14 protein-coding genes and 1 pseudogene are annotated in these 22,984 nt (G+C 28.8%); 11 read left to right on the plus strand and 4 right to left on the minus strand.

Annotation, left to right across the window (positions count from 1 at the left end):
* The first annotated feature begins 408 nt into the window (after positions 1–408).
* From OC535_RS13690 to OC535_RS13700, 3 genes are all read left to right on the plus strand, one after another.
* The gene (locus tag OC535_RS13690) at positions 409–1,968 is read left to right on the plus strand and encodes an AAA family ATPase (protein ID WP_498824066.1); all 1,560 of its coding nucleotides are present in this window, start codon (positions 409–411) and stop codon (positions 1,966–1,968) included.
* A 273-nt stretch (positions 1,969–2,241) separates the two neighbouring features.
* Complete coding sequence (locus tag OC535_RS13695) at positions 2,242–2,634, plus strand: YybH family protein (RefSeq protein ID WP_227053427.1); 393 nt, start codon at positions 2,242–2,244, stop codon at positions 2,632–2,634.
* A gap of 151 nt (positions 2,635–2,785) precedes the next feature.
* Complete coding sequence (locus OC535_RS13700; protein ID WP_227053426.1) at positions 2,786–4,141, plus strand: MATE family efflux transporter; 1,356 nt, start codon at positions 2,786–2,788, stop codon at positions 4,139–4,141.
* A gap of 836 nt (positions 4,142–4,977) precedes the next feature.
* On the opposite strand, the pseudogene OC535_RS13705 reads toward OC535_RS13700, so the two are convergent.
* Positions 4,978–5,199 (minus strand): annotated as a pseudogene (locus OC535_RS13705) (tyrosine-type recombinase/integrase); the annotation flags it as partial.
* Positions 5,200–5,327: 128 nt separating this feature from the next.
* Between OC535_RS13705 and OC535_RS13710 the strand changes: the two are divergent.
* Both OC535_RS13710 and OC535_RS13715 read left to right on the plus strand, forming a co-directional pair.
* The gene (locus OC535_RS13710; protein WP_498824067.1) at positions 5,328–6,863 is read left to right on the plus strand and encodes a vWA domain-containing protein; all 1,536 of its coding nucleotides are present in this window, start codon (positions 5,328–5,330) and stop codon (positions 6,861–6,863) included.
* A gap of 108 nt (positions 6,864–6,971) precedes the next feature.
* Complete coding sequence (locus OC535_RS13715; protein WP_498824068.1) at positions 6,972–15,614, plus strand: Spy0128 family protein; 8,643 nt, start codon at positions 6,972–6,974, stop codon at positions 15,612–15,614.
* A gap of 113 nt (positions 15,615–15,727) precedes the next feature.
* On the opposite strand, the gene OC535_RS13720 is transcribed toward OC535_RS13715, so the two are convergent.
* From OC535_RS13720 to OC535_RS13730, 3 genes are all read right to left on the minus strand, one after another.
* Positions 15,728–16,096 carry a hypothetical protein gene (locus tag OC535_RS13720; protein ID WP_227053424.1) on the minus strand — a complete coding sequence of 123 codons (369 nt, stop codon included), beginning with the start codon at positions 16,094–16,096 and terminating at the stop codon, positions 15,728–15,730.
* Positions 16,097–16,158: 62 nt separating this feature from the next.
* Positions 16,159–16,371 carry a hypothetical protein gene (locus tag OC535_RS13725; RefSeq protein ID WP_227053423.1) on the minus strand — a complete coding sequence of 71 codons (213 nt, stop codon included), beginning with the start codon at positions 16,369–16,371 and terminating at the stop codon, positions 16,159–16,161.
* A gap of 97 nt (positions 16,372–16,468) precedes the next feature.
* On the minus strand, positions 16,469–16,966 hold the full coding sequence (locus OC535_RS13730; RefSeq protein WP_227053422.1) for a hypothetical protein: 498 nt from the start codon (positions 16,964–16,966) through the stop codon (positions 16,469–16,471).
* A 672-nt stretch (positions 16,967–17,638) separates the two neighbouring features.
* Here OC535_RS13730 and OC535_RS13735 point away from each other — a divergent pair.
* The 6 genes from OC535_RS13735 to OC535_RS13760 all read left to right on the plus strand — a co-directional run.
* Positions 17,639–18,127 (plus strand): MarR family winged helix-turn-helix transcriptional regulator, encoded by a 489-nt coding sequence (locus OC535_RS13735; protein WP_498824069.1) that lies wholly within the window; start codon positions 17,639–17,641, stop codon positions 18,125–18,127.
* A gap of 250 nt (positions 18,128–18,377) precedes the next feature.
* Positions 18,378–18,911 (plus strand): flavodoxin domain-containing protein, encoded by a 534-nt coding sequence (locus OC535_RS13740; protein WP_498824070.1) that lies wholly within the window; start codon positions 18,378–18,380, stop codon positions 18,909–18,911.
* A gap of 155 nt (positions 18,912–19,066) precedes the next feature.
* The gene (locus tag OC535_RS13745; RefSeq protein ID WP_498824071.1) at positions 19,067–20,233 is read left to right on the plus strand and encodes a DUF4825 domain-containing protein; all 1,167 of its coding nucleotides are present in this window, start codon (positions 19,067–19,069) and stop codon (positions 20,231–20,233) included.
* Positions 20,234–20,716: 483 nt separating this feature from the next.
* On the plus strand, positions 20,717–21,892 hold the full coding sequence (locus OC535_RS13750) for an NAD(P)-dependent malic enzyme (RefSeq protein WP_498824072.1): 1,176 nt from the start codon (positions 20,717–20,719) through the stop codon (positions 21,890–21,892).
* Positions 21,893–21,927: 35 nt separating this feature from the next.
* Complete coding sequence (locus OC535_RS13755; protein WP_498824073.1) at positions 21,928–22,593, plus strand: 16S rRNA pseudouridine(516) synthase; 666 nt, start codon at positions 21,928–21,930, stop codon at positions 22,591–22,593.
* A gap of 147 nt (positions 22,594–22,740) precedes the next feature.
* Positions 22,741–22,984: AAA family ATPase (locus OC535_RS13760; RefSeq protein WP_498824074.1), on the plus strand; the 244-nt coding region annotated here is incomplete at its 3' end.

Genomic DNA, 22,984 nt, shown 5'->3' on the forward strand with positions numbered 1-22,984 from the left:
ATGGGAATAAAATGAATTGATGATTTCTCTTTCCCAATTTTTAAAGATATTAATAACATCTTTAAACTCATTGATATTTAGTGTCACCAACTGATTATCATGCTCATCATATCTTTTTGATGCTATAATCTTCATTGAAGTCAGGATAATCTTTTTTCATTCATATGCTTGTTTTAAAAATAAGTATAGTAAGGAGTATGGTTTTAAATCAATAGTTGAATGCTATGTTTTTGTATCTTATGAAATTTAGACTTAAGCCTGTAAATAATTAAATTATTTTTTAGCATCTTTTTTATTTATAAAAAGTTTATATGATTCAATACTAATATATATGTATGATTAGTATTGAATAGAGATGAATAATCAGCCAAAAAATGTTACAATAATGCTACGAAAGGAATGATAAGTATGGGTATTTATTTGAATCCAAATAATCAGAATTTTTATGAAGCAGTTAATAAAGAAATATATGTGGACAAATCTTTATTGATTGAAAGGGTCGAATATTTAAGAAAAAAAGTAAATAAATATATTTGTGTATCGAGACCAAGAAGATTTGGAAAGAGCACTGATGCCAATATGCTGGTAGCTTATTATTCCAAAGGTTGTGATTCATCACAAATATTCAATCATTTAAAAATCAGTCAAACAGAGTTATATCAAAAGTACTTAAATCAGTATAATGTGATTCATCTTAATATGCAGGATTTTTTAAGTGAAACACATGATATTGAAAAGATGATTCAATTAGTGAATGATTCAGTTATTTGGGAACTGCTTCTGGAATATAAGGACTTGTTATATTTTGATAAAACAAAACTCATCAGAGTGCTCAATGATATATACAGTCAGGTTCAAAATAGCTTTATTTTTGTCATCGATGAATGGGACTGCATCTTTAGAGAATACAAAAATAATAAAGAAGCCCAGGAAAAATATCTGGATTTTTTAAGGAATCTGTTAAAGGACAAACCTTATGTATCATTATGTTATATGACGGGGATTCTGCCAATCAAGAAATATGGGACCCATAGTGCTTTGAATATGTTTAAGGAAGTATCGATACTCAACCCAACACCACTGGAAGAGTTTATGGGATTTACAGAAAAAGAAGTACAAGATTTATGTTTAAAATATGATATGGACTATGAAAAAATGAAAGACTGGTATGATGGATATAAAATGACAGATGATTTATCAGTTTATAACCACCGTTCTGTTGTTTATGCTTTAATGGACAGAAAATACGAAAACTACTGGAGTGCAACCGAGACGTATGAAGCCTTAAGAGTGTATATCGATATGAATTATGACGGCTTGAAAGATGATGTTGTCAAATTATTGGCTGGAGAAGAAGTATATTTGAATACAGATAAGTTTCAAAATGATATGACGACGTTCAAATCAAAAGATGATGTTTTAACACTGCTGATACATCTAGGTTATCTAGGATATAACAGTTCCAATCAGACATGTTATATACCTAATAAAGAAGTTATCGATTCATTTGTTAATTCTATAAGAAGTTCTAACTGGAATGAAACAACGAAGGCGTTATTAAACAGCAGAGCCTTATTAGAAGCAACATGGAATAGAGATGAAGAATTAGTAGCTAAGTATATCGAAGAAGCGTATTTAGATACAGCGATACTAACATATAATAATGAAAATGCGTTATCCTATACAATTTCGATCGCGTATATGTATGCAAGAAATCATTATACGATAATAAGAGAGATGCCAAGTGGGAAAGGATATGCGGATATGGTGTTTATTCCTAAAGATGATAAACCAGCAATGATAGTAGAGTTAAAATGGGATCATGAAGCAGAGACAGCGATAGATCAAATCAAAGAAAAGAAATATCCAAAGGGATTGGAAGGGCATAGAGATAATTTACTGATAGTAGGAATCAGTTATGATAAAAAGAATAAAAAACATAGTTGTAGAATAGAAGAAGTAAATTAGAGATATAACGTTTAAACTATGATAATTATATGTTAATAAGGGTATATGTTTAAATGGTACAGTAGCAGGTACATTAAAGTATATTCAATTAAAAAGTATTGATAAAAGTTATGTTTTTAAAAAATACTTTGTCAAAATAGTTGTTCTAATAAAATAGATTGATTTTGCTTTTTGTTAAATAATTCATTTTAAAAATTTAATTTATGAATACTTTTAAAAAGTATTTTTTATAAAAAATGATGAGATTTAATGGTTAGTGATGGAGGAAAAATAATGATGAATCAAAAAATTTTAGATTTAATTCATCAAGCTGATCTTGCAATCAAAGAAGAAAGATTTGATGATTTAATGGAATTTTATACTGAAGATGCTTTATTAGTTGTAAAACCGGGATTAGAAGTACAGGGCAAAGAAAGAATTAAGCAAGCGTTTATTAAAATTGCAGCATATTTTAAAAATAGCATTGTTCCAACTCAGGGGAAAATGATGATGTTAGAAGCAGGTGATACTGTATTAGTTTTATCGCAAACATTGCTTGATTCTAGTAATAAGGATGAATCAGAATATAGTATGGATAGGCGAGCAACTTATGTTTATCGTTTAGTTGATGAAAAATGGCTATGTGCTATTGATAATTCATATGGAACAACATTGTTGGATTTATAAAAATAGAGCAGGAATCTATGATTGATATTTATTTTAAGTTAAGAAATAAAAGGGAAGAATTAATTTTATTGAAAAATTCAATAGCTTTAAAACTTCCTTATTTTTATTCATAATAATGATATCAAAAGAGATAAAGAGGGGATACAAGAATATGCATGATGAAAAGAAAGTAGCAATATTTGAAACTGTTGCAATACCAAAAGCAATAGCTAATCTAGCAATTCCTACAGTTTTAAGTTCTTTGGTGATGGTTATTTATAATTTAGCAGATACTTATTTTGTCGGAATGCTCAATGATCCGATTCAAAATGCAGCAGTAGCTTTAGCTGCGCCGGTCTTATTAGCTTTTAATGCTGTTAATAATCTTTTTGGGGTAGGAAGCTCAAGTATGATGTCACGGGCTTTAGGACGTAAAGATTATGATACTGTTAAAAAAAGTTCAGCTTTTGGCTTTTATTGTGCTTTATTTTCAGGATTTTTATTTTCTGTTTTGTTTACAGGATTTAAAGATCCATTATTAGATTTATTAGGAGTCGATGTTTCTACAGTTCGGGCTACAAGTGAGTATTTAAAATGGACAGTATCATTTGGTGCAATACCAGCTATTTTAAATGTGGTGATGGCATATTTAGTGCGCTCTGAAGGAGCTTCTTTACATGCTAGTTTAGGGACGATGAGCGGGTGTTTTTTAAATATTATTTTAGATCCTGTTTTTATTCTTCCTTGGGGGTTGAATTTAGGAGCTGAAGGAGCTGGATTAGCTACTTTTTTATCTAATTGTTTTGCTTGTTTATATTTTTTTGTTTTACTATTTTATAAAAGAAATAAGACATATGTTTGCATTGACCTTAAACAATTTTCTTTTAATAAAGATATTGTATTAGGGATTTTTGCAGTTGGAATACCAGCTTCGATTCAAAATTTATTAAATGTCACAGGAATGACGATCTTGAATAATTTTACGTCCTCATTTGGTCCTGATGCTGTTGCTGCTATGGGAATTGTTCAAAAAATATACATGGTTCCGATGCAGATCACATTAGGATCATCGCAAGGGGTTATGCCCTTAATCAGTTATAATTTTTCTAGTAAAAATTATATCCGAATGAAAAATTCAATTATTTTTACAGGAAAAGTTATTGTTGGATTTAATTTGGTTATCTTAGCTGGTTATTATTTGGGTGCTAGTCAATTAATTCAGATTTTTATGAATAATCAGGTAGTTATTGATTATGGAATAAGGTTTTTAAGAGGTTTTTGTTTAGGGTTACCATTTTTATGTTTAGATTTTTTAGCTGTAGGTGTTTTTCAAGCAATTGGTTTAGGTAAAAATGCTTTAATTTTTGCTGTGATGCGAAAAATAATTTTAGAAATACCAGCTATTTATATTTTAAATTATTTATTTCCGCTTTATGGACTTGCTTATGCACAATTTTGTGCAGAATTAGTTTTAGCAATCATTGCAATTATTGTTTTAAAACAGATATTTAATAAATTAGAAAAATAGTTAATATTTTAGTTTTATCATCATTTCAAGATCTTGTTGATAGATTCTATAGAGCATTTAAAAAATCATACTTAATATATTTGTGGTTGTATTTGTATTGAACATGATTCAAACAGAGGATTGCAAAGATGGGATTTTCCCTTCAAATCATTGGAAAACATAAAACTTTATTTATAAACTGCTGATTATATATTGAAAAGTCATGTGGTATCTATGAAATAGAAAACCGTAAGGGAAGAGTAGTTGTTGTCAAATTAATTTAGATAAGATTGGGATAAAATTATCATAATTAATTTTTATATGTTATTTTGAATAATATGTTTATTTTATATTAAAAATATAGTTTTGGAATATTGATAAAATTTAGAAAATTAAATGTCTTCAAGAATGAAAAAGTGACAAAGCATCATTTTGATTTCTGCTTTATCAGCTTTCTAAATGTTATTTACTATTCTTTTTTTATTTATTATTTTTAGTCCTTTGCTACTGTTGTTTTGTCAATTATATTGTTCATGATATTTACTATCTTTTCACTGTTGTAAAATGTATTTCTAAACTGCTTAATGGACTTAACGATGCCAGAATTATGCTTGTAAGTAAGATAAACATACTAAATATAAAACCAACTTTTTTAATGTTATTTCTTCATAATATTTTTCTTTCATAAATTTTTAATTGAAATAATATAAAAAAGACATATTTTATATTTATTTTTTCCATTACTGATACAGCACTGTAAATTTTAGCTAATATAAAAAATGTTTTATTTAGATTTTATCAGCGACAATATTCGAACATATATTTATTATTCTATATGTATAATTTCATAGAATGCACTATTCTACGATATTATCAGAGATAAAATTCTCCCATTTATTCATTTGTTGTATTTTGAATTCTAATGATGAATGAACATATAGATTTAATGTAGTATTGACATTAGAATGTCCTAATATTTCACTAAGTGATTTTACATCTATTCCTAATTTAATACAGTTTGTAGCAAATGTATGTCTTAACATATGAAAATTTATAGCTGATAGATTACATTCATCTAATAACTTTTTAAATTTTAATTATTAAATAAAAGAGGTGGTAAAAATATTCAAACTATAACCAAATATACATGAAAGGAGTAAAAATATGAAAAATAAAAAGAATAGGTACGGGGATATTTGTACTGATTATGATTCTTGCAATGGTAATTGGTTTAATGCCTCAAGGATCAGTATATGCATTAGAGGATAAGCAATCTGATGGAAATACAACTACTACATATACAAATTCTCTTGGTGATAATGCATCAACGCAATATGCTGGTCGTGTTTGGACAGATAAAACAGTATATGATGGGAATGCTACATTTACAGAAGATGTGGGCGAAGTAACAATTAAAAATGATTCTGATTTTTTAGTTGCTTATTCCGCTCTAGCAAGTTCACAATCTATCAGTGGTCAAACACAAGTTCCTGTTGATGTTGTGTTTGTAATTGATTTATCGGGTTCTATGAGTAATGCAAGTAGTGGAATGGATAATGGTAAGAGTCGAATTGCAAATACTGTAGATGCAGTAAATAATTCTATTGATGAGTTAATGGCTATGAATCCATACATAAGGGTAGGTGTGGTAGGATATAGTTCAACCGCAACAACTTTATTACCATTAGATCGTTATACTAAAAATGGTAATAATAACTTTTTAAGTTTAGATATAACTACTGCAAATCGAAATTATGCTACATTAACATATAATGCTGTTAATAGCCAAGGAGAAACAATAAGAGCTAATATTAGTGTTTCTGGAGGTACTAATACTCAAATGGGTATGTATACTGGAATGAATCTTTTGGCGACAGAAACCTCAACAACTGTTGATATCGATGGAAAGACATATCAACGTGTTCCGGCAGTAATTTTATTATCAGATGGAGCTGCAACTTATTCATCAGATTCTAGAGAATGGTGGCAACCTGAAAATAATAATAATGATGGATCAGGTAGCGGTTCATATGCAGGTAATGGTATGAAATTAATGATGACAGCTTCATATATGAAAGAGGCTGTTAATAGAAATTATAATGTTTCTGATAATTCTAATTATGCAACAAAAATATATACAATTGGAATGGGGATTACTAGTCTTACAGGTAGTGATGCTAATTTAGCTAATATTTCGCTTAATCCAAATACTTACTGGGATGCTAATAATACAATTGCAAATACTATTCGTAGTGCATGGAATACTTATAAAAATAATGGAACTCCATCTGTTATAGTTAATGAAGAAGGAAGTGGTTGGTGGACTACTGAGGTTAATTATACCTTTTATCATCCTCAAAGTAATGACATTACCTCAGCATCTGATTTAAAATATGTTGATGGTTACTATGATGCGGATGATGCTAATAGCGTAGCAAATGTCTTTAAAGATATTGTAAGTAATATTTCAATTAATGCACCAATGGTTCCAACTGAAATTACTGGAGATAATCCAACAGAAGATGGATATATTACTTATACTGATCCAATTGGTGAGTATATGGAAGTTAAGGATTTCAAAGCTATGATTTATGGCGGGAAAGTATTTGAAAATCCAACAATAGATAAAGCTTCTAATGGTAATACTACATATACATTTAGTGGTGAAATAGAAAGTGAAGTATATGGAAAGCAAGATGCTAGTCAGATAGAAATCACTTTAAAAGAAACTGATGGAAAATAAGTTTTAGAAATAAAGATTCCTGCTTCAGCTATTCCATTACGAGTTAATACTATTAATTTAAATTCTAATGGAACTGTAAACAGTAATACATCTAATAATGCCTATCCAATGCGAATGCTTTATACGGTAGGACTAAAAGATGGGGTTGTAGATGAAAATGGTGTAGTCACTGATAAGGTAAGTAGTGATTATATTCAAAATCATTTAGATAATGATGGAAATGTTAGTTTTTATAGTAATTTATATAGTGGTAATACTGAAGTTGGTCAAAGTGTAGGAGATGCCAAAGTTGAATTCAAGGCTTCTGCAACAAACCAGTACTATTTCTTCCAAGAAGATACTCCATTATATACTGATGCGGCTTGTACTAATCCAGCTACAACTTTTAATAGTAGTAGTACTTATTACTTTAAACAACAATTTTATCATGGTAATGAGTTAGAAACAGCTATAATTAGTCGTGAAGGGGAAATGCTAGAAACATTTACTGAAGAGATAGATGGTCAATTGCATATCAAGGCAGGAAGTCCTCGTATTGGAAATTTAGCTAATTTTACTGGTATAAAAACTGAAAATACAACTGGAACTGCAACAAACTATTATGTTCCTGTATATCAATTGGATGAAAATGGAAATAGTAGAGCGGCTGGTTCAGGTAGTGGATATTTTGCAGTTTATCTAGGAAATAATGGTGTAGGAAAAGCAAAGGCTAGAGGAACTTTAGAAATATCTAAAACAGTTACAGCTGATGAAGGCTTAACTGCTCCTGATAAAGAATTTACATTTACAGTTAATTTAAATGATAAAAATGGTTCTTCATTAAGTGGAGAATATAATTATACAGTTGTTGATACTAGTGGTGAAGCTATATCAAATGCTGATGGCACACCAATAGTAGGTACTATATCAAATGGTGGAACATTAACATTGAAAAAAGATCAAAAAGCTAATATTACAGGATTACCACATGGTGCAAAGTATGAAGTAATCGAAAGTGCAGTTAGTGGTTTTAAAGCAACTTCAACTGATGCAACTGGAACAATTAGTGCTGGTCGAACTGTTATGGCAACATTTACTAATCATTATTCTGTAACACCAGTTACTTTAGATGGAACACAATATCTTCCAGTTGAAAAAGTACTTAATGGTCGTGAGTGGAATGCAGATGATAGTTTCATATTTGAAATCAGTTCTACAACTACAACAGATCCACTTCCTGAATCAACATTAATAACGATAAATTCAAATACAGTTGATCATAAAACTGCGTTTGAAGATATTACATTTACAAAACCTGGAACTTATACATATCGTATTATAGAAAAAACACCTGATCCTGAAGATATGCTGTTAGGATTATCTTATTCAGATGCTGCTTATAATGTAAGTGTAGAAGTTATAGATGATGGTTCTGGTAATTTAAATATTAAATCTCATATGTATAAAACATCTGATGATAGTGGAACAACTGATATTAAAGAAGTTAATATTGCAACATTTACAAATACATATGATGTAGAAAGTACACAAGTAAGTATCTTAGCTAAAAAGAAATGGACAGACAGTATTAGTAATACAAGTTTACAAAATAATCAATTTAAGTTTGAGATAAAAGCAATTGGTGATAATGCTAATATTGCTCCAATGCCTGATGGCGCTGTTAATCAGTCTCTTGAGGTAAGTAATATTGGTGATTCGATAAGTTTTGAAGCAATAACATTTACTGATCAACATATTGGTAATACTTATACTTATGAAATTTCTGAAGTAATTCCAGCTGATGCGATTGTAAACAATGATGGTACATATACACTTAATGGAATTACATATGATAATACAAAGTATATTGTTCAAATAGCAGTTAGTTCACAAGTTAATGACACAGAAACTCATGTCGTTGCAACACCAACATATTATAAAAATGTAATAAGTGATGAAAATAAAATTGTTGATGTTAGAAATGAAGTTATTTTCTCTAATAGTTATAGTGCAGCAAGTGTAACTCTTTCAGAAGATACGAATACAGCTATTCATGGAAATAAAACATTGAATGGACGTAATATGAAAGATGGCGAAACTTTTAACTTTACTTTATTACCAGCTAATGAAAGTACAGTTTCAGCAATCACTGCTAAAGATGTTATTGTAGAAAATTCAAGTGCTTCAGTTAAAAATGGACAAGCTGGTGTAGCGCAATCATTTAATTTTGGAGATATCACTTTTACAAAAACTGGAACTTATACATTTAGTATTGCAGAAACTAAAGGTAACGCTGGTGGTGTTACTTATGATGATCACAATTGTACTGTTACAGTTGAAGTAACTGATAATGGAAAAGGTCAATTAGAAGCAGCCGTTACTTACAACAATGGAACGGGAAGCAATGATAATTCTCAGGCAATTTTTGTAAATACTTATAAGGCAGTTTTTGATGCTGATACGGCTGTTAATATCAATGGAACAAAGATACTATCAGGTAAATCTTTAGAAGCAAATGAATTCTTCTTTACTGTGGAAGTACAAAATAGTGTTCCTATGGGTGACAGCGTTAGAATTAATTCTAATGATAGTGAAGGAAATATACAATTATTAAAAAATATTTCATATGAACAAGCAGGTACTTATGAATATACTATTGAAGAACAAATTCCTGAAACTAAACGTACAGGAATGACTTATGATGAATCTATTTATAAAGTTATTGTAACAGTAACTGATGATTTGAATGGAAATCTAAAAGCAGCTTCAAAGATTGAAAAGAGTATTGATGGTGGAACAAACTACACTGATGTAAACAGTATCGAATTTAAAAATAGTTATGAACCACTTTCAGCAACAATGACTCCACTTGAAATCACAAAAGTATTAAGTGGTGATAGAAAAGATGAATTAAAAGAAAATGAATTTAATTTTGTCATGGAAGTAATAAGTGCTAATCCTGAAGATGGAGTGCAGTTACCAGAGAATAATACTGCATTTAACTTAGCTGATGGAAAAGTACAATTTGGAGATATTACTTTTACAAAAGTTGGAGAATATAAAATCAGATTTAAGGAAATTATTCCAGATGATGCCGATAAAGTAGCTGGTGTTACTTATGATGATCATGTTATAGAATCTATATTTAATGTAACAGATAGAAATGGTCAATTAGTTGTAACTAGATCAAATACAACTGGAAGTAGAATTTTCAAAAATGCTTACAATACAACAGGTATTGTAGATGGTGCAACTAATTTAAAAGTTACAAAAGTATTAGAAGGTCGTGATTGGCAAGAAGGTGATTCATTTAGCTTTGTATTAAGTGGAAATGATGATGTAACAAATACAGCAATTGAAAATGAAGATATTGTTTTACCTGATAATGCTAATGGAATTACAATAACAAACGAAAATGAAACAAAATCAGCTGCATTTGGTAATATTACAATCAAAAAACCAGGAACTTATACATTTAGTATAAGCGAAGATGCATCTGATCCAATAAATGGAATTACATATGCTGATGCAAAAGTAATTACGGTTATTGCTACTGATAAAGGTAATGGAACATTAGATGTTACTGTATCAGGAAATACTGAAACGGATTTAACTTTCAAAAATACTTATACTCCTAATGAAGCAACACTTAACGGTGCAGCTAATTTAAAAGTTACAAAAGTAATAGATGGACGTGATTGGTTAGATACAGATGAATTTAGTTTCAAATTAGAGCTAGCTGATAATGAAACTGTCTTTGCAAAAAATGATGGAAAAGTAATTTTAAGCAATAGTACTTTAACTATTAATAAAGAAAATAAAGATAGTGCAAGTTTTGGTGATATTACATTTAAAGAAGCTGGAACATATAAATTTACAGTAAGTGAAGTAGAAGGAAGTATTCCAGGAGTAAAATATGATACTACACCAAGAACAATTACTGTTAAGGTAGTTGATAATAAAGATGGTACAATGAGTGCAACTATCGTTGCCGATGAAAGTGATGATCTAACATTTACAAATAAATATACTCCAAATCCGGTATCTATTGGTGCAACTGGTTTAGCAGTGAGCAAAGAGTTAAAGGGACGTGAATGGATTGATACTGATGTATTTACATTTAATATAGCAGCAGGTAATACAGTTACAAAAAATGCTGTTGAAGCAGAAGAAATTACATTTGAAAATACAGAAATTGAAATAAATAAACCAAACTCAGCAGCATGCTTTGGTAAAATTACATTTACAAAAACTGGTGATTATGTATTCAAAGTAACAGAAAAACCAGGAAATATTAAAGGTATTACATATGATTCAAGTGAAAAATATATTGCTGTTAGTGTGACAGATGATAATAATGGAAGTTTAGTAGCTACAATTAATAATGAACCATTATTAGTATTTGAAAATACCTATGCACCTGTTGATTCTGCAATTCTTAAGGGAGAAACTAACCTAAAAGTTACAAAAAATCTAACAGGACGTGAGGATAATAAATGGTCAACAAGAGATATTTATATATTTGATTTAAAACCAGATACAGCTGATACTGCAACTGCTGAAGCTTATAATAATGGAAATATTATTTTAGGTGATAGCTCATTAATAGTTAATAGTGGAAATAAAGATACTGCATATTTTGGTGATATCACATTTAAAACTGCTGGAACATATAAATTTACAGTTAGCGAAGTAGATACTAAAGTGCCAGGAGTAACATATGATACTACACCTAAAACAATCGTTGTTAATGTAACTGATAATCTTGATGGAACATTGAGTGCAACAATTGATACTGAAAATAGTGAGACACTAGAATTTAATAATGTTTATAAACCTAGTGAAGCCGTTCTTGAAGGAAGTACAGCATTAAAAGTAACAAAGAACTTTACAGGACGTGACTGGTTAGATAGTGAATTTACATTTAACTTAACAGCAGGTGATACTACTACTCAAGAAGCAGTTACTGCTGGAAAAGTAATTTTAGATAATGGTAGTTTAACTATCAATGAAGGAAATAAAGATAGTGCAAGTTTCGGTAATATTAGATTTACAGAAGCTGGAACATATAAATTTACAGTAAGTGAAGTAAATGGAAATATTCCAGGTGTAAGCTATGATACAACACCAAAAACAATTATCGTTAATGTAGTAGATAATAATAATGGTGAATTAGTAGCAACTATCGATAAAGAAAGTAATACTTTAACATTCAACAATAGCTATGCACCAAGTGCAACAACTCTTGTTGGAAGTGAAAACTTACAAGTAACAAAAACATTTACTGGTCGTGCAGATAATGCATGGTTAGATACTGATGAATTTAGATTTGTTATAACTGCTAAAGATACAGCAACTATTGATGCTGTAAATGCTGGTGAAATTATTTTACCAGGTGATTTAGTAATTAATAGTAAAGATAGCGCAAGCTTTGGTGATATTACATTTACAAAAGCGGGAACATATACATTTAGCGTAAGTGAAGTAGAAGGAAATATTCCAGGCGTAACTTATGATAAGACATCAAAAACTATTACTGTTAATGTAGTAGATAGAAATGATGGAACAATGGAAGCAACTCTTGTTGAAGGAAGCGATAGCTTAGCATTCAACAATACTTATGCACCTGCTCAAACTACTCTTGATGGAAGTACAAATTTAAAAGTAACTAAGAACTTTACAGGACGTGTAAATAACGAATGGAGAAATGATGATATCTTTGGATTTATTTTAGCGGCTGATGAAAATGATCCAGCAACTAAAGAAGCCTTAGATCAAAAGAATATTATTTTACCAGAAAATACTACTTTAGTTGTTACAAATACAAATAAAGATAATGCATATTTTGATGGTATTACATTTAAAGCAGTAGGTACTTATAAGTTTACAATAAGAGAAACAAAAGGTAATACTGCTGGTGTAAGCTATGATGAATCTGTAAAGAACATTATTGTTCAAGTTACAGATGATAATACTGGCGTATTAAAAGCAAGTGTTATTGATGGAAGTGATGCATTAACATTCAATAATACTTATGCACCTTTACCAGTAACTCTTGATGCAGCTAAAAATTTAGTTGTTACAAAAGAATTCACTGGTCGTGTTAATAATCAATGGCTAGATACAGATGTATTTACATTTAATTTAACAGCTACTGGTGATACATTAAAAGCTGTTGAAGCTGGTGATGTAAGATTCTTAGGAAATACAGAAGTTGAAATAAATAAAAATAGTAACAATACTGCAAGTTTTGGAAATATTGAATTTACAAAACCTGGAGAATATACATTTAAAGTAAATGAAGTGGATGGAAAAATCCCAGGTGTGACTTATGATTTAGCAGATAGAATAATTACTGTTAAAGCAGTAGACAACAATGATGGTTCAATGAGTGTCAGTGTTGAAGGCAATGATGATTTAACATTTAGTAATGTTTATCGAACTGAAAATGTTATTTTAGATGGTAAAGCAAATCTTAATGTTACAAAAGTATTGGCAGGTCGTAACTGGAATGATACTGATAGCTTTAAATTTGAATTAAAAGCTTCTGATGAAATAACAAAAGCAGCTGTTGAAGCTGAAAAGATTGAATTACCAGAAACTACATTGACTTTAACAAAAGTATTACAAACAAATAATTTTGGTGATATTACATTTAAAGAACCAGGAACTTATACATTCGAAATTTCTGAAGTAAATGAAAATATTGAAAGAGTTGGATATGATAGTCATGTAACTACAATAAGTGTTGAAGTTACTGATAACAACGAAGGTAAACTTGTTGTTGCAACACCTACAGTAACTGGAGAAATGACATTTACAAACACATATACTCCTGCTCCTGTAACAGCAACATTACAAGGTACAAAAGTAATGAGTGGACGTGATTTAAAAGATACTGATAAATTTAGCTTTACAATTGAAGGTATCAATAACGCTCCAATGCCACAAGTTACAACTGTAGAAAATAATAAAAATAGTATTAGCTTTGCCCCAATTACTTATCGTGAAGCAGGAACTTATGAATACACAATCAAAGAAACTGGTGGATCAGCTGCTAGTGTTACTAATGATAGTGGAATTGTTAAAGCAACGGTAAAAGTAACTTATGATATGGATACAGGAATTTTAACTCCTGATGTTACTTATGTAAAAGAAGGCGGAAATGGTGAAGGATTTACTTTCACAAATAAATATGAAGCAACTCCAATTGTACTTGCAAATGGATTTAGTGCTACAAAAACAGTAAAACCAACTGATGGAAACAAATATGATATAAAAGGTGGAGAATTTGAATTTATGATTACTCCATCACAAAACAATCCAACAAGTGATCCAATTAAAGAAAATACAGTAACAAATGATGCAAATGGAAAGATAATATTTGCAACTGATATTAAATACACTGAAGCTGGAACTTATGTTTATGATGTAAAAGAAGTTAGTGGAAACTTAGGTGGTATGAGTTATGATGATACTGTATATACAATTACAGTAAAAGTAACTGATAATCAAACTGAAGGAAGATTAGAAGCTGAAGTTTCTACTGCAATCAAAGATAATAGTGTAGATAGTATTAAGTTTACAAATGGATATAATCCAAAAGCAGCTACTGCAATTATTTCAGGTAAAAAGGTACTTGATGGAAAAGAATTAGCAGTTGATGCATTTACATTCAATATCGAAACAACTAATAATGCACCAATGCCAGAAAAAACTTCTGTAACAAATAGTGCTACTGGAGTAGTTCAATTTGATGAGATCACATATGATAGACCAGGTGAATATCATTATCAGATCAGTGAAGTAAATGATGGTAATGAAGGTTATACATATGATAGTGACGTAAAAGATGTAACTGTAAAAGTAACTGATGTTAATGGTGAATTGAAGTCAGAAATTATTAATAATGAATTTGAATTCAATAATATATATAAAGCAAAATCAGTTATCATTGGTGGCAACAGTGCTCAAAAGATTGAAGCTGTTAAGAAATTAGATGGACGTAAATTGAATGATAAAGAATTTGAATTTGAATTGCTTGATCAAAATGGTACAGTTGTTGCAACAGCAACAAATGATGCTAAAGGAAACTTATATTTCAGTGAAATTGAGTTTGAAGAAGTAGGAACATATTATTTCACAATGATTGAAAAGAATAACAATTTAGGTGGAGTAACATATGATCAAAACACATATTTATTAGAAGTAGTCGTAACTGATGAAGGTGGACATTTAGGTGCTAAGATTAGATATATTGGTGTTGATAATAATAATTTAGATACAGTAGTATTTAATAATAGTTATAAAGCAGCAGCAACAAGTATCCAATTAGGTGCTACAAAGATGTTAAACGGAAGAGATTTAAAAGCTGATGAATTTACATTTGTATTAAAAGATAAAGATGGAAAAGTTGTATCTGAAGCTTTAAATACAGCAAATGGATTAATTCAATTTGATAAATTGAATTTTGATGAAGTTGGAACTTATCAATATACTATTGCTGAAGTAAGTGGTAGTGATGAAACTGTTACTTATGATAATTCAGTATTTACAGCTACTGTCAATGTTACAGATGATGGTAAAGGTAATTTAAATGCTGAGGTTGTATATGATAAAACACCTGTATTTACAAATGAAGTAAAAGCAAAAGATCCATCTTCAGTAGAAACTGATGATAAATATGGATATGAATATCTTGGAGCATTAACTATTTCTATGTTAGGTGGAATGGCTTTATATGCTCAAAGAAAGAAAAGAGTTATTAAATAATTCAAAAATTAATAAAGCTTAGTTAAATATTAAAAGGTCTATAAAGAGTAATCAAACTCTTCATAGACCTTCTTTTATTATAAGTATTATTTAAGAAAATTGTACTTTTTGTGTTACTCTAATCCCTTGATAAAAGGAATTAAACAAATTAGAACAACTATACCGATAATCCCAATAATAATTCCCATAATCATATTTTGCCAAACCATTGTCAAACACATTCCTACTCCTAAAAGTAATGAACCAATAATCCCAATGAAAGTAGCCATAATAATTTTTCCTGATAATTTAATCGGTGCTTTATTTTCCATTTTTCGCCAAACAAATACCATAATAAGCAACACGATAATTCCAAAGATTCCCATGATAATACCTGGTTTGAATGCATTCCATTCAGGAATTAAAGCCATGCACATGCCCAATGCAAATAATATTCCCCCAATAGTTCCTAAAATTGTTGCTACAAATGTACTTTTTTTCATTATCTGATTTCCTCCATATTTATTTGTATTTAAGTTAAGCTTTAGTTTTATTTTGAGTATGTTTAAAGCGTTTGCTCTTTTCTTTCTTTTTGTTCTTGTGCTAATCTTTTTTTAGCATCTTCTATAGATTCACCATCTTTAGTAAGATAATTATCAACAAATTTATCTGATATTTTATTAAAAGCTCCTACTACAGTTTTTTCAATATTTTTATAACTTCCGACAACTTCTTCTGCAATTTTTTCGTTTGTTTTTACTAATTTTAATTTTGCCATTTTTTATAATCTCCTTTCGTTTTGACATATATAGTATAGGGTTGATTTATTTGTGAATTATTTATATTTTGTTTCTAAATTGTTAAATCATATATTTTTATGAAATATATTGTATAGTTTTATTGATGGGAAATAAGTAGTCAACATGGTTGACAAAGTGGTTGGGTAGATAACATGACTCTTTTCGTTTTAGACTTACAATACCTGCGTTGGAAATTAGTTCCATTACAAATTGAGAACAAAAATATTTATTTTTAAACTTATGGGGAATATGTAGAAAACATAAGATAAGACCTACTTTTGTATAGGAAAATTGCTCTTTATTATTTATAAATCGATAAATATCTTTTTTTAAAATATCAAAAATTTCATTTGGAACATATATTTGAATACGCATATTTTCATAAACTTTTGTTTTTTGATTTTTATAGTTTGTATCTTCAATTGCAAAGCCTTTATAGTTGAAACTGTAAAAAATCTTTTCATCTTCATCTAAGGATATTGAAATATGATTATATCCACCATGGCTTATAGTTGTTACAAATCTACCTAAAAAATCTGAATATTTAATTAGTGATAATGTTATTTTTTTCATATTATAACCCTTTCTTTTTATGATTCTTGGGTTATTGTATGGTAATAATATTTATAGATTGTTTTAAATTTGTTTAAAAAATATTAATGATTAATATTTTTTGAATTAGTAATATAAGTTAGTTTTTATGATCTTATATATAAAATTAATAATTTTTAAACGTTTGATTAATAAAAAAGTTCTAAAATATAAATAATAGATGTTTGATTTGTAATTAAAAGATATTTTTAAATTGATAGTAGATTAATTAAGCATATATTGCTTTTTGAAAGAAACATTTTTTTTAATTCATAGGTGGAAAACTAGTGAATTAAATATATGAAATAGATACTGTTAATACAAAAATTTAATATACTATATAAACTTTTATCACAGTTAGATAAAATATTTTTTTGATTCAAGGGGAATTTTAAAGTGATGTAGACTATGATAAATTAAAGAACGAAATGGAGTTATAATTATGGTAAGAATTAAAAATCAGCAGTTAATCATAAAGTTTTAATTATCTTTTAGCTTTAATAAATCCATACTTTTTCTCTTTTTTAAGTACTGATTTGGATAATATGTGTTTTTATAAAAGCATTTAGCATATAAAAAGAAAGTTTCTATTTGACTTATAAGTAACTTGTTACTATAATTAATGGTAACAAGTTACTTATGATGGAGGAAAAAATGGAAATAAACAATTTAATTAATAAGTTTTCTGATTCAACCGAGAATCAACAAAAAGCGATTTTCAACAGTCTATTTATTATTGGAAATAAATTACAGACATTATTTGATAACCATATTCCAGAAATATCATTAAAACAATTTATGCTGTTATCAATAATCAGACAGTCTAAAGAATATCTTACATTTACACAGTTAGGCAATTTATTAGGCTGCTCTAGACAGAATATAAAAAAATTAGCTAGTGTATTAGAAAAGAAAGGTTTTGTTACTATTCAACAAAGTCCAAATGATACAAGAGCTTTGTGGATGTGTCCTACAGAAAAAGTAAATATGTTTTTTGATAATGAATTTTTAAAATATCAAAGAGAATTAAAGTATTTATTTGAAGTTTACACAGATGAAGAAATAAACACATTATTTACTCTTTTAATGAAATTATATTCTGGTGTAGATAATCTTGAAAAGATGGTTAAAGATGAAAAATAGCATTAATTTTTTATTGTATTATATTACTTTTTTGGATAGAAAGATTACAATTACTAGTTTGATTAATGAAGTATATAAAATCTCTATTGTCAATTCAAGATAATAAAATATTTTATGACGATTATCTACATCAAAGTTGAAGTTGTGTCCAATTACAAATATCAACTGGTAGCAATTTGTAGTTAAATGTAGATAGATGTTATAGGAAGTCGTAAATCAATTTTGAAATATAATAAAAAGGAGAATGAGTATGAATAAAGTGTTAGTTCTTTACAAATCAAAGTATGGGGCAACAAAGAAATATGCTGCTATGTTAAAAGAGGAATTATGCTGTGATATTTTTGAAATTACGAACTATAAAAAGGTGCTGTTTGAAAGATATGATTGGATTATATTTGCTGGAGCAATATATGCAGGGGGAATAGCAGGATTAGATATTTTGCGTAAAAACTATAAAAATTTAAGGCACAAAAAAATCATTATTTTATGTGTGGGAGCTTCTTCTTTTGATGAAGAAGCTATTGAAGAAGTTAAAACACGTAATTTAAAAGGTGATTTAAAAAACATTCCTTTGTTCTATGCAAGGGGTGCATGGAATGAAAGGAGTATGACTTTTAAAGATCGCACTTTGTGTAAAATGTTACAAAAAATGATTTCAAAACGAGATACTGCCTCGTGTAAAACGTGGATGAAAGAGTTATTATGTGTTCAGGGACAAGCATGTGATTGGATAGATAAGAAATATATTATACCACTTTTTAAACATATTCGAGCGCAGCAATAGTCGATTTAAAAGATATTTAGGAAACAAACTCCTTATGATATCTGTATGATTACAAAAAAGACTAAAATGTCGATAAAAAAAAGCAATTCGCTATTTGTGGGGTGTTCATTTTACGGTAAAATCTGTTACATTTGTCTTGAAAGGAGTGAAAATGTATGGATACTAAAAAAATAGGAGCATTTATTGCGTTGAACCGTAAAGCCAAAGGACTTACACAAGAACAACTTGGTGAAAAGTTAGGAGTTAGTAACAAAACAATCTCTCGTTGGGAAAATGGAAATTATATGCCCGACCTTTCTTTATTAGAACCATTGAGCAAGGAACTAGGTATTACTTTAAATGAATTGCTTGCTGGAGAAACAATAGAAGCAGATGGAGCAATTGAATATTCAGAGAAAAATATAATCAGCACGTTAGATTATAGTACTGAGAAAATCAAAAATGAACATAAAAAAATTTCTGTTTTTATTATGGTGATTGGAATATGTTTATGTTTTTGTGCTTTTATTATAAGCTCACCAGAAAGTAGTTGGAGTTCGATTTATTCAATTATTGGTCTTATACTATTTATTGCAGGTATTTTTAGAGAATTGAAAATACCAACAATACGAAAAAAACTGTTGATCTGTGTTTGCTTGTTCTTACTGATATTATCAGCCTTTTTTGTAATAGACTTTATTGGTGTCAGTACATCAAAAAGACCACCGATTTATAGATACCTAACAGAAACAACATTTGCTGAAAACAAAGTGATTTTACACAAAAATCCTTTTTACCATGTATATCAAATCAACGCTGATACTCCTAATGAATACTTTGTGATTGATATCAAAAAGGAATATACGATTGATACTGTTTCAATAAGTCCTTTTGATAGAGAAAAAAGTGGAATAGACAATATTCTTAAATATCAAAGTAAATATATTGGCGATAATAGTAATGCAGGAAGGTTAATTGAAAATTTGCCACTCTCTGAATATGGACATGTATTTGAAATCAATTCACAAGATTGCGGATTGATAATCGATTATCATTTTACCGATTGGTACAGAAACGATAATCTATATGTGGAAAAGAGTTTGATTTATAATTCAGCATCCATTTTTGCCTTAATAGAAAATGTGCAATATATTAATTTCAATTTTAGCGGAAGTACTTATCATATTACAAGAAATACTTTTGAACAAAATTATCCTAATTGGAAAAAAGTGATACAAGGGACACAGATTGATAAAAATAATTTCAATCAATATGTTGAGATGAAAATGAATGATACAATATTTGTTGAAGATATCTTTGGTATTTTTGAAAAATCTAGATAGTAAATAATTGTAGATAAAGGAAATTTTTTAAAAGCAAGTCAAATATATGCTGTGTTTTAATCAATATTCAAGGACATAAGAGCACTTTGTCTATTACAACTAAATATACAAGTGTTTTTGCTCATACAAACATTATGTTTTGTGTGAGCTTTTTGATACCAGAAAATTTTTCTTAAAATCTGCAACAAATCACACCTACAATATGGTACAGAAAGTATAGTAGTAAGAGCTGAAATTACTGCATTTTTACAACTTTTCATGAAAGAATGAGACTTGTGGTGTCAATCTATTGAAAAGTAAAAAAGTCCGTAAATATGGGATATTCCAACTTATGGATAGATAAAAAAAGATTATCTTCATATGTTATTTTAGTAAATAATTATATATTGATAGATATTAAATATTTTTATAAAAAGCTTTTTGAATATGGTTTAATTTCAACAAAAACAGCGGTATAATAAAAAGCGGAAAGAAGGAATTAGAATGGATTATAAACAAGAAGCATTAAATTTACATGAGAAATTAAGCGGTAAATTAGAAATTAAATCACGTGTGACATTAAAGAACAAAGATGATCTAGCATTGGCGTATACTCCTGGCGTAGCACAGCCATGCTTAGAAATCAAAAAAGATATTAGCAAAAGTTTTACATTAACACGTCGCTGGAATACGGTTGCAGTTATTACAGATGGCAGTGCAGTATTAGGATTGGGAGATATTGGTCCTGAAGCAGGGATGCCGGTTATGGAAGGAAAATGTATTTTATTTAAAGAATTTGGTGATGTAGATGCTTTTCCATTATGTATTAGAAGTAAAGATGTAGATGAAATTGTTAAAACTATTACTTTATTATCGGGAAGTTTTGGGGGAATAAATTTAGAAGATATCAGTGCACCGCGGTGCTTTGAAATAGAAAATCGGTTAAAAGAACTTTGTGATATTCCTGTATTTCATGATGATCAACATGGTACAGCAATTGTTGTTAGTGCCGCATTAATAAATGCTTTAAAACTAACAGGTAAGAAAATAGAAGAGATAAAAGTAGTCCAAAACGGACCAGGTGCTGCAGGAACAGCAATTATTAAAATGTTACAGGCATTAGGTGTTAAAGATATTATTGCTGTTGATGAACATGGTATTTTATCTTTAGGAAGAGAAGCTGGATTAGAAGGTCAAAAAGAAGAGTTAGCTAAGATAACTAATCCTCGTAAAATTAAAGGTGATTTAAAAGAAGCATTAGTAGATGCTGATGTTTTTATCGGAACGAGTGTTGCTGATTGTCTTCAAGGTGAGATGATTAAAACAATGAATTCAAAACCTATTATTTTTGCACTGGCAAATCCAGTTCCTGAAATTTTGCCTGAAAAAGCTAAAGAAGCTGGAGCAATGATTGTTTGCACAGGGCGCAGTGATTATCCAAATCAGGTTAATAACGTACTAGTTTTTCCAGGGGTGTTTAGAGGTGCATTAGATGTTCAAGCATCACAGATTACAGAACATATGAAAATTGCAGCAGCTTATGCGATTGCTGAAATATTAGATGAAAAAGAATTATCAGCCGATAATGTTTTACCATCAATTTTTGACTCTCGAGTTAAAAAGGCTGTAAGCGAAGCTGTAAAAAAGGCTGCAGTTGAAGATGGTGTAAATCGCATTTAGGGGGAAATTGTATTAAGGAATTATATTATGTTTTAATGAAAAACAAATTAGGCAACGTAAAAAAATGTAAAACCTTGATCAAACATGGAATGATTAAAGTAAATGATGAAATCATTACTAATACTAAGTATTTAGTAAACAAAAATGATAAAATAATCTATAATAATGTCATGTTAAAAGCACAGCCTTTTAGTTACTATATGATGAATAAACCCGTTGGATATATTTGTGCTAATCAAGATATTAAAGAAAAATGTGTTATTGATTTAATTGATAATAAAGAATGTTATTGTTTAGGCAGGTTAGATAAAGATACAACAGGATTGTTGGTTATAACCAATGATCCAACTCTTTCAAAAAAATTACTTTTACCACAAAATCACATCGAAAAAAAATACTTAGTAAAAACTAAAGAAATACTAAATAATAATTTAATTGAACTTTTTAAAAATGGAATTATAATTGATCAAGATATTAAATGTTTGCCTGCAAAATTAGAAATTATAGATAATCATCATTGTTTTGTTACGATTAGTGAAGGAAAATACCATCAAATAAAAAAGATGTTTTTATCTTGTAATAATCAGGTAATTAGTCTAAAAAGAATTGCATTTGCAGGGATAAAATTAGATGAAGATTTAAATTATGGTGAGTATCGGAGTTTAACAGATAAAGAATTGAAATTACTCGTTAAAAAATAAATATTATAATTAAAAACTGACAAAAAAATATAGTCAGTTTTTTTATATAAAGATATTGTGTAAATTTTATTTTTATTACTTAGATTATATTGATAAAACTAAGATTATTTATGGTATAATTATTACCTAAAGAAAGGGATGATAAGTATGGGAATATATTTAAATCCAAATAATCAGAATTTTTATGAAGCGGTTAATAAAGAAATATATGTTGACAAATCTTTATTGATTGAAAGGGTCGAATATTTAAGAAAAAAAGTAAATAAATATATTTGTGTATCGAGACCAAGAAGATTTGGAAAGAGCACTGATGCCAATATGTTAGTGGCTTATTATTCTAAGGGCTGTGATTCATCGGATATATTCAATGATTTAAAAATAAGTCAAACAG

The organism is Clostridium sp. Marseille-Q5894, from assembly GCF_946902305.1.
Lineage (GTDB): Bacteria > Bacillota_I > Bacilli_A > Erysipelotrichales > Coprobacillaceae > Thomasclavelia.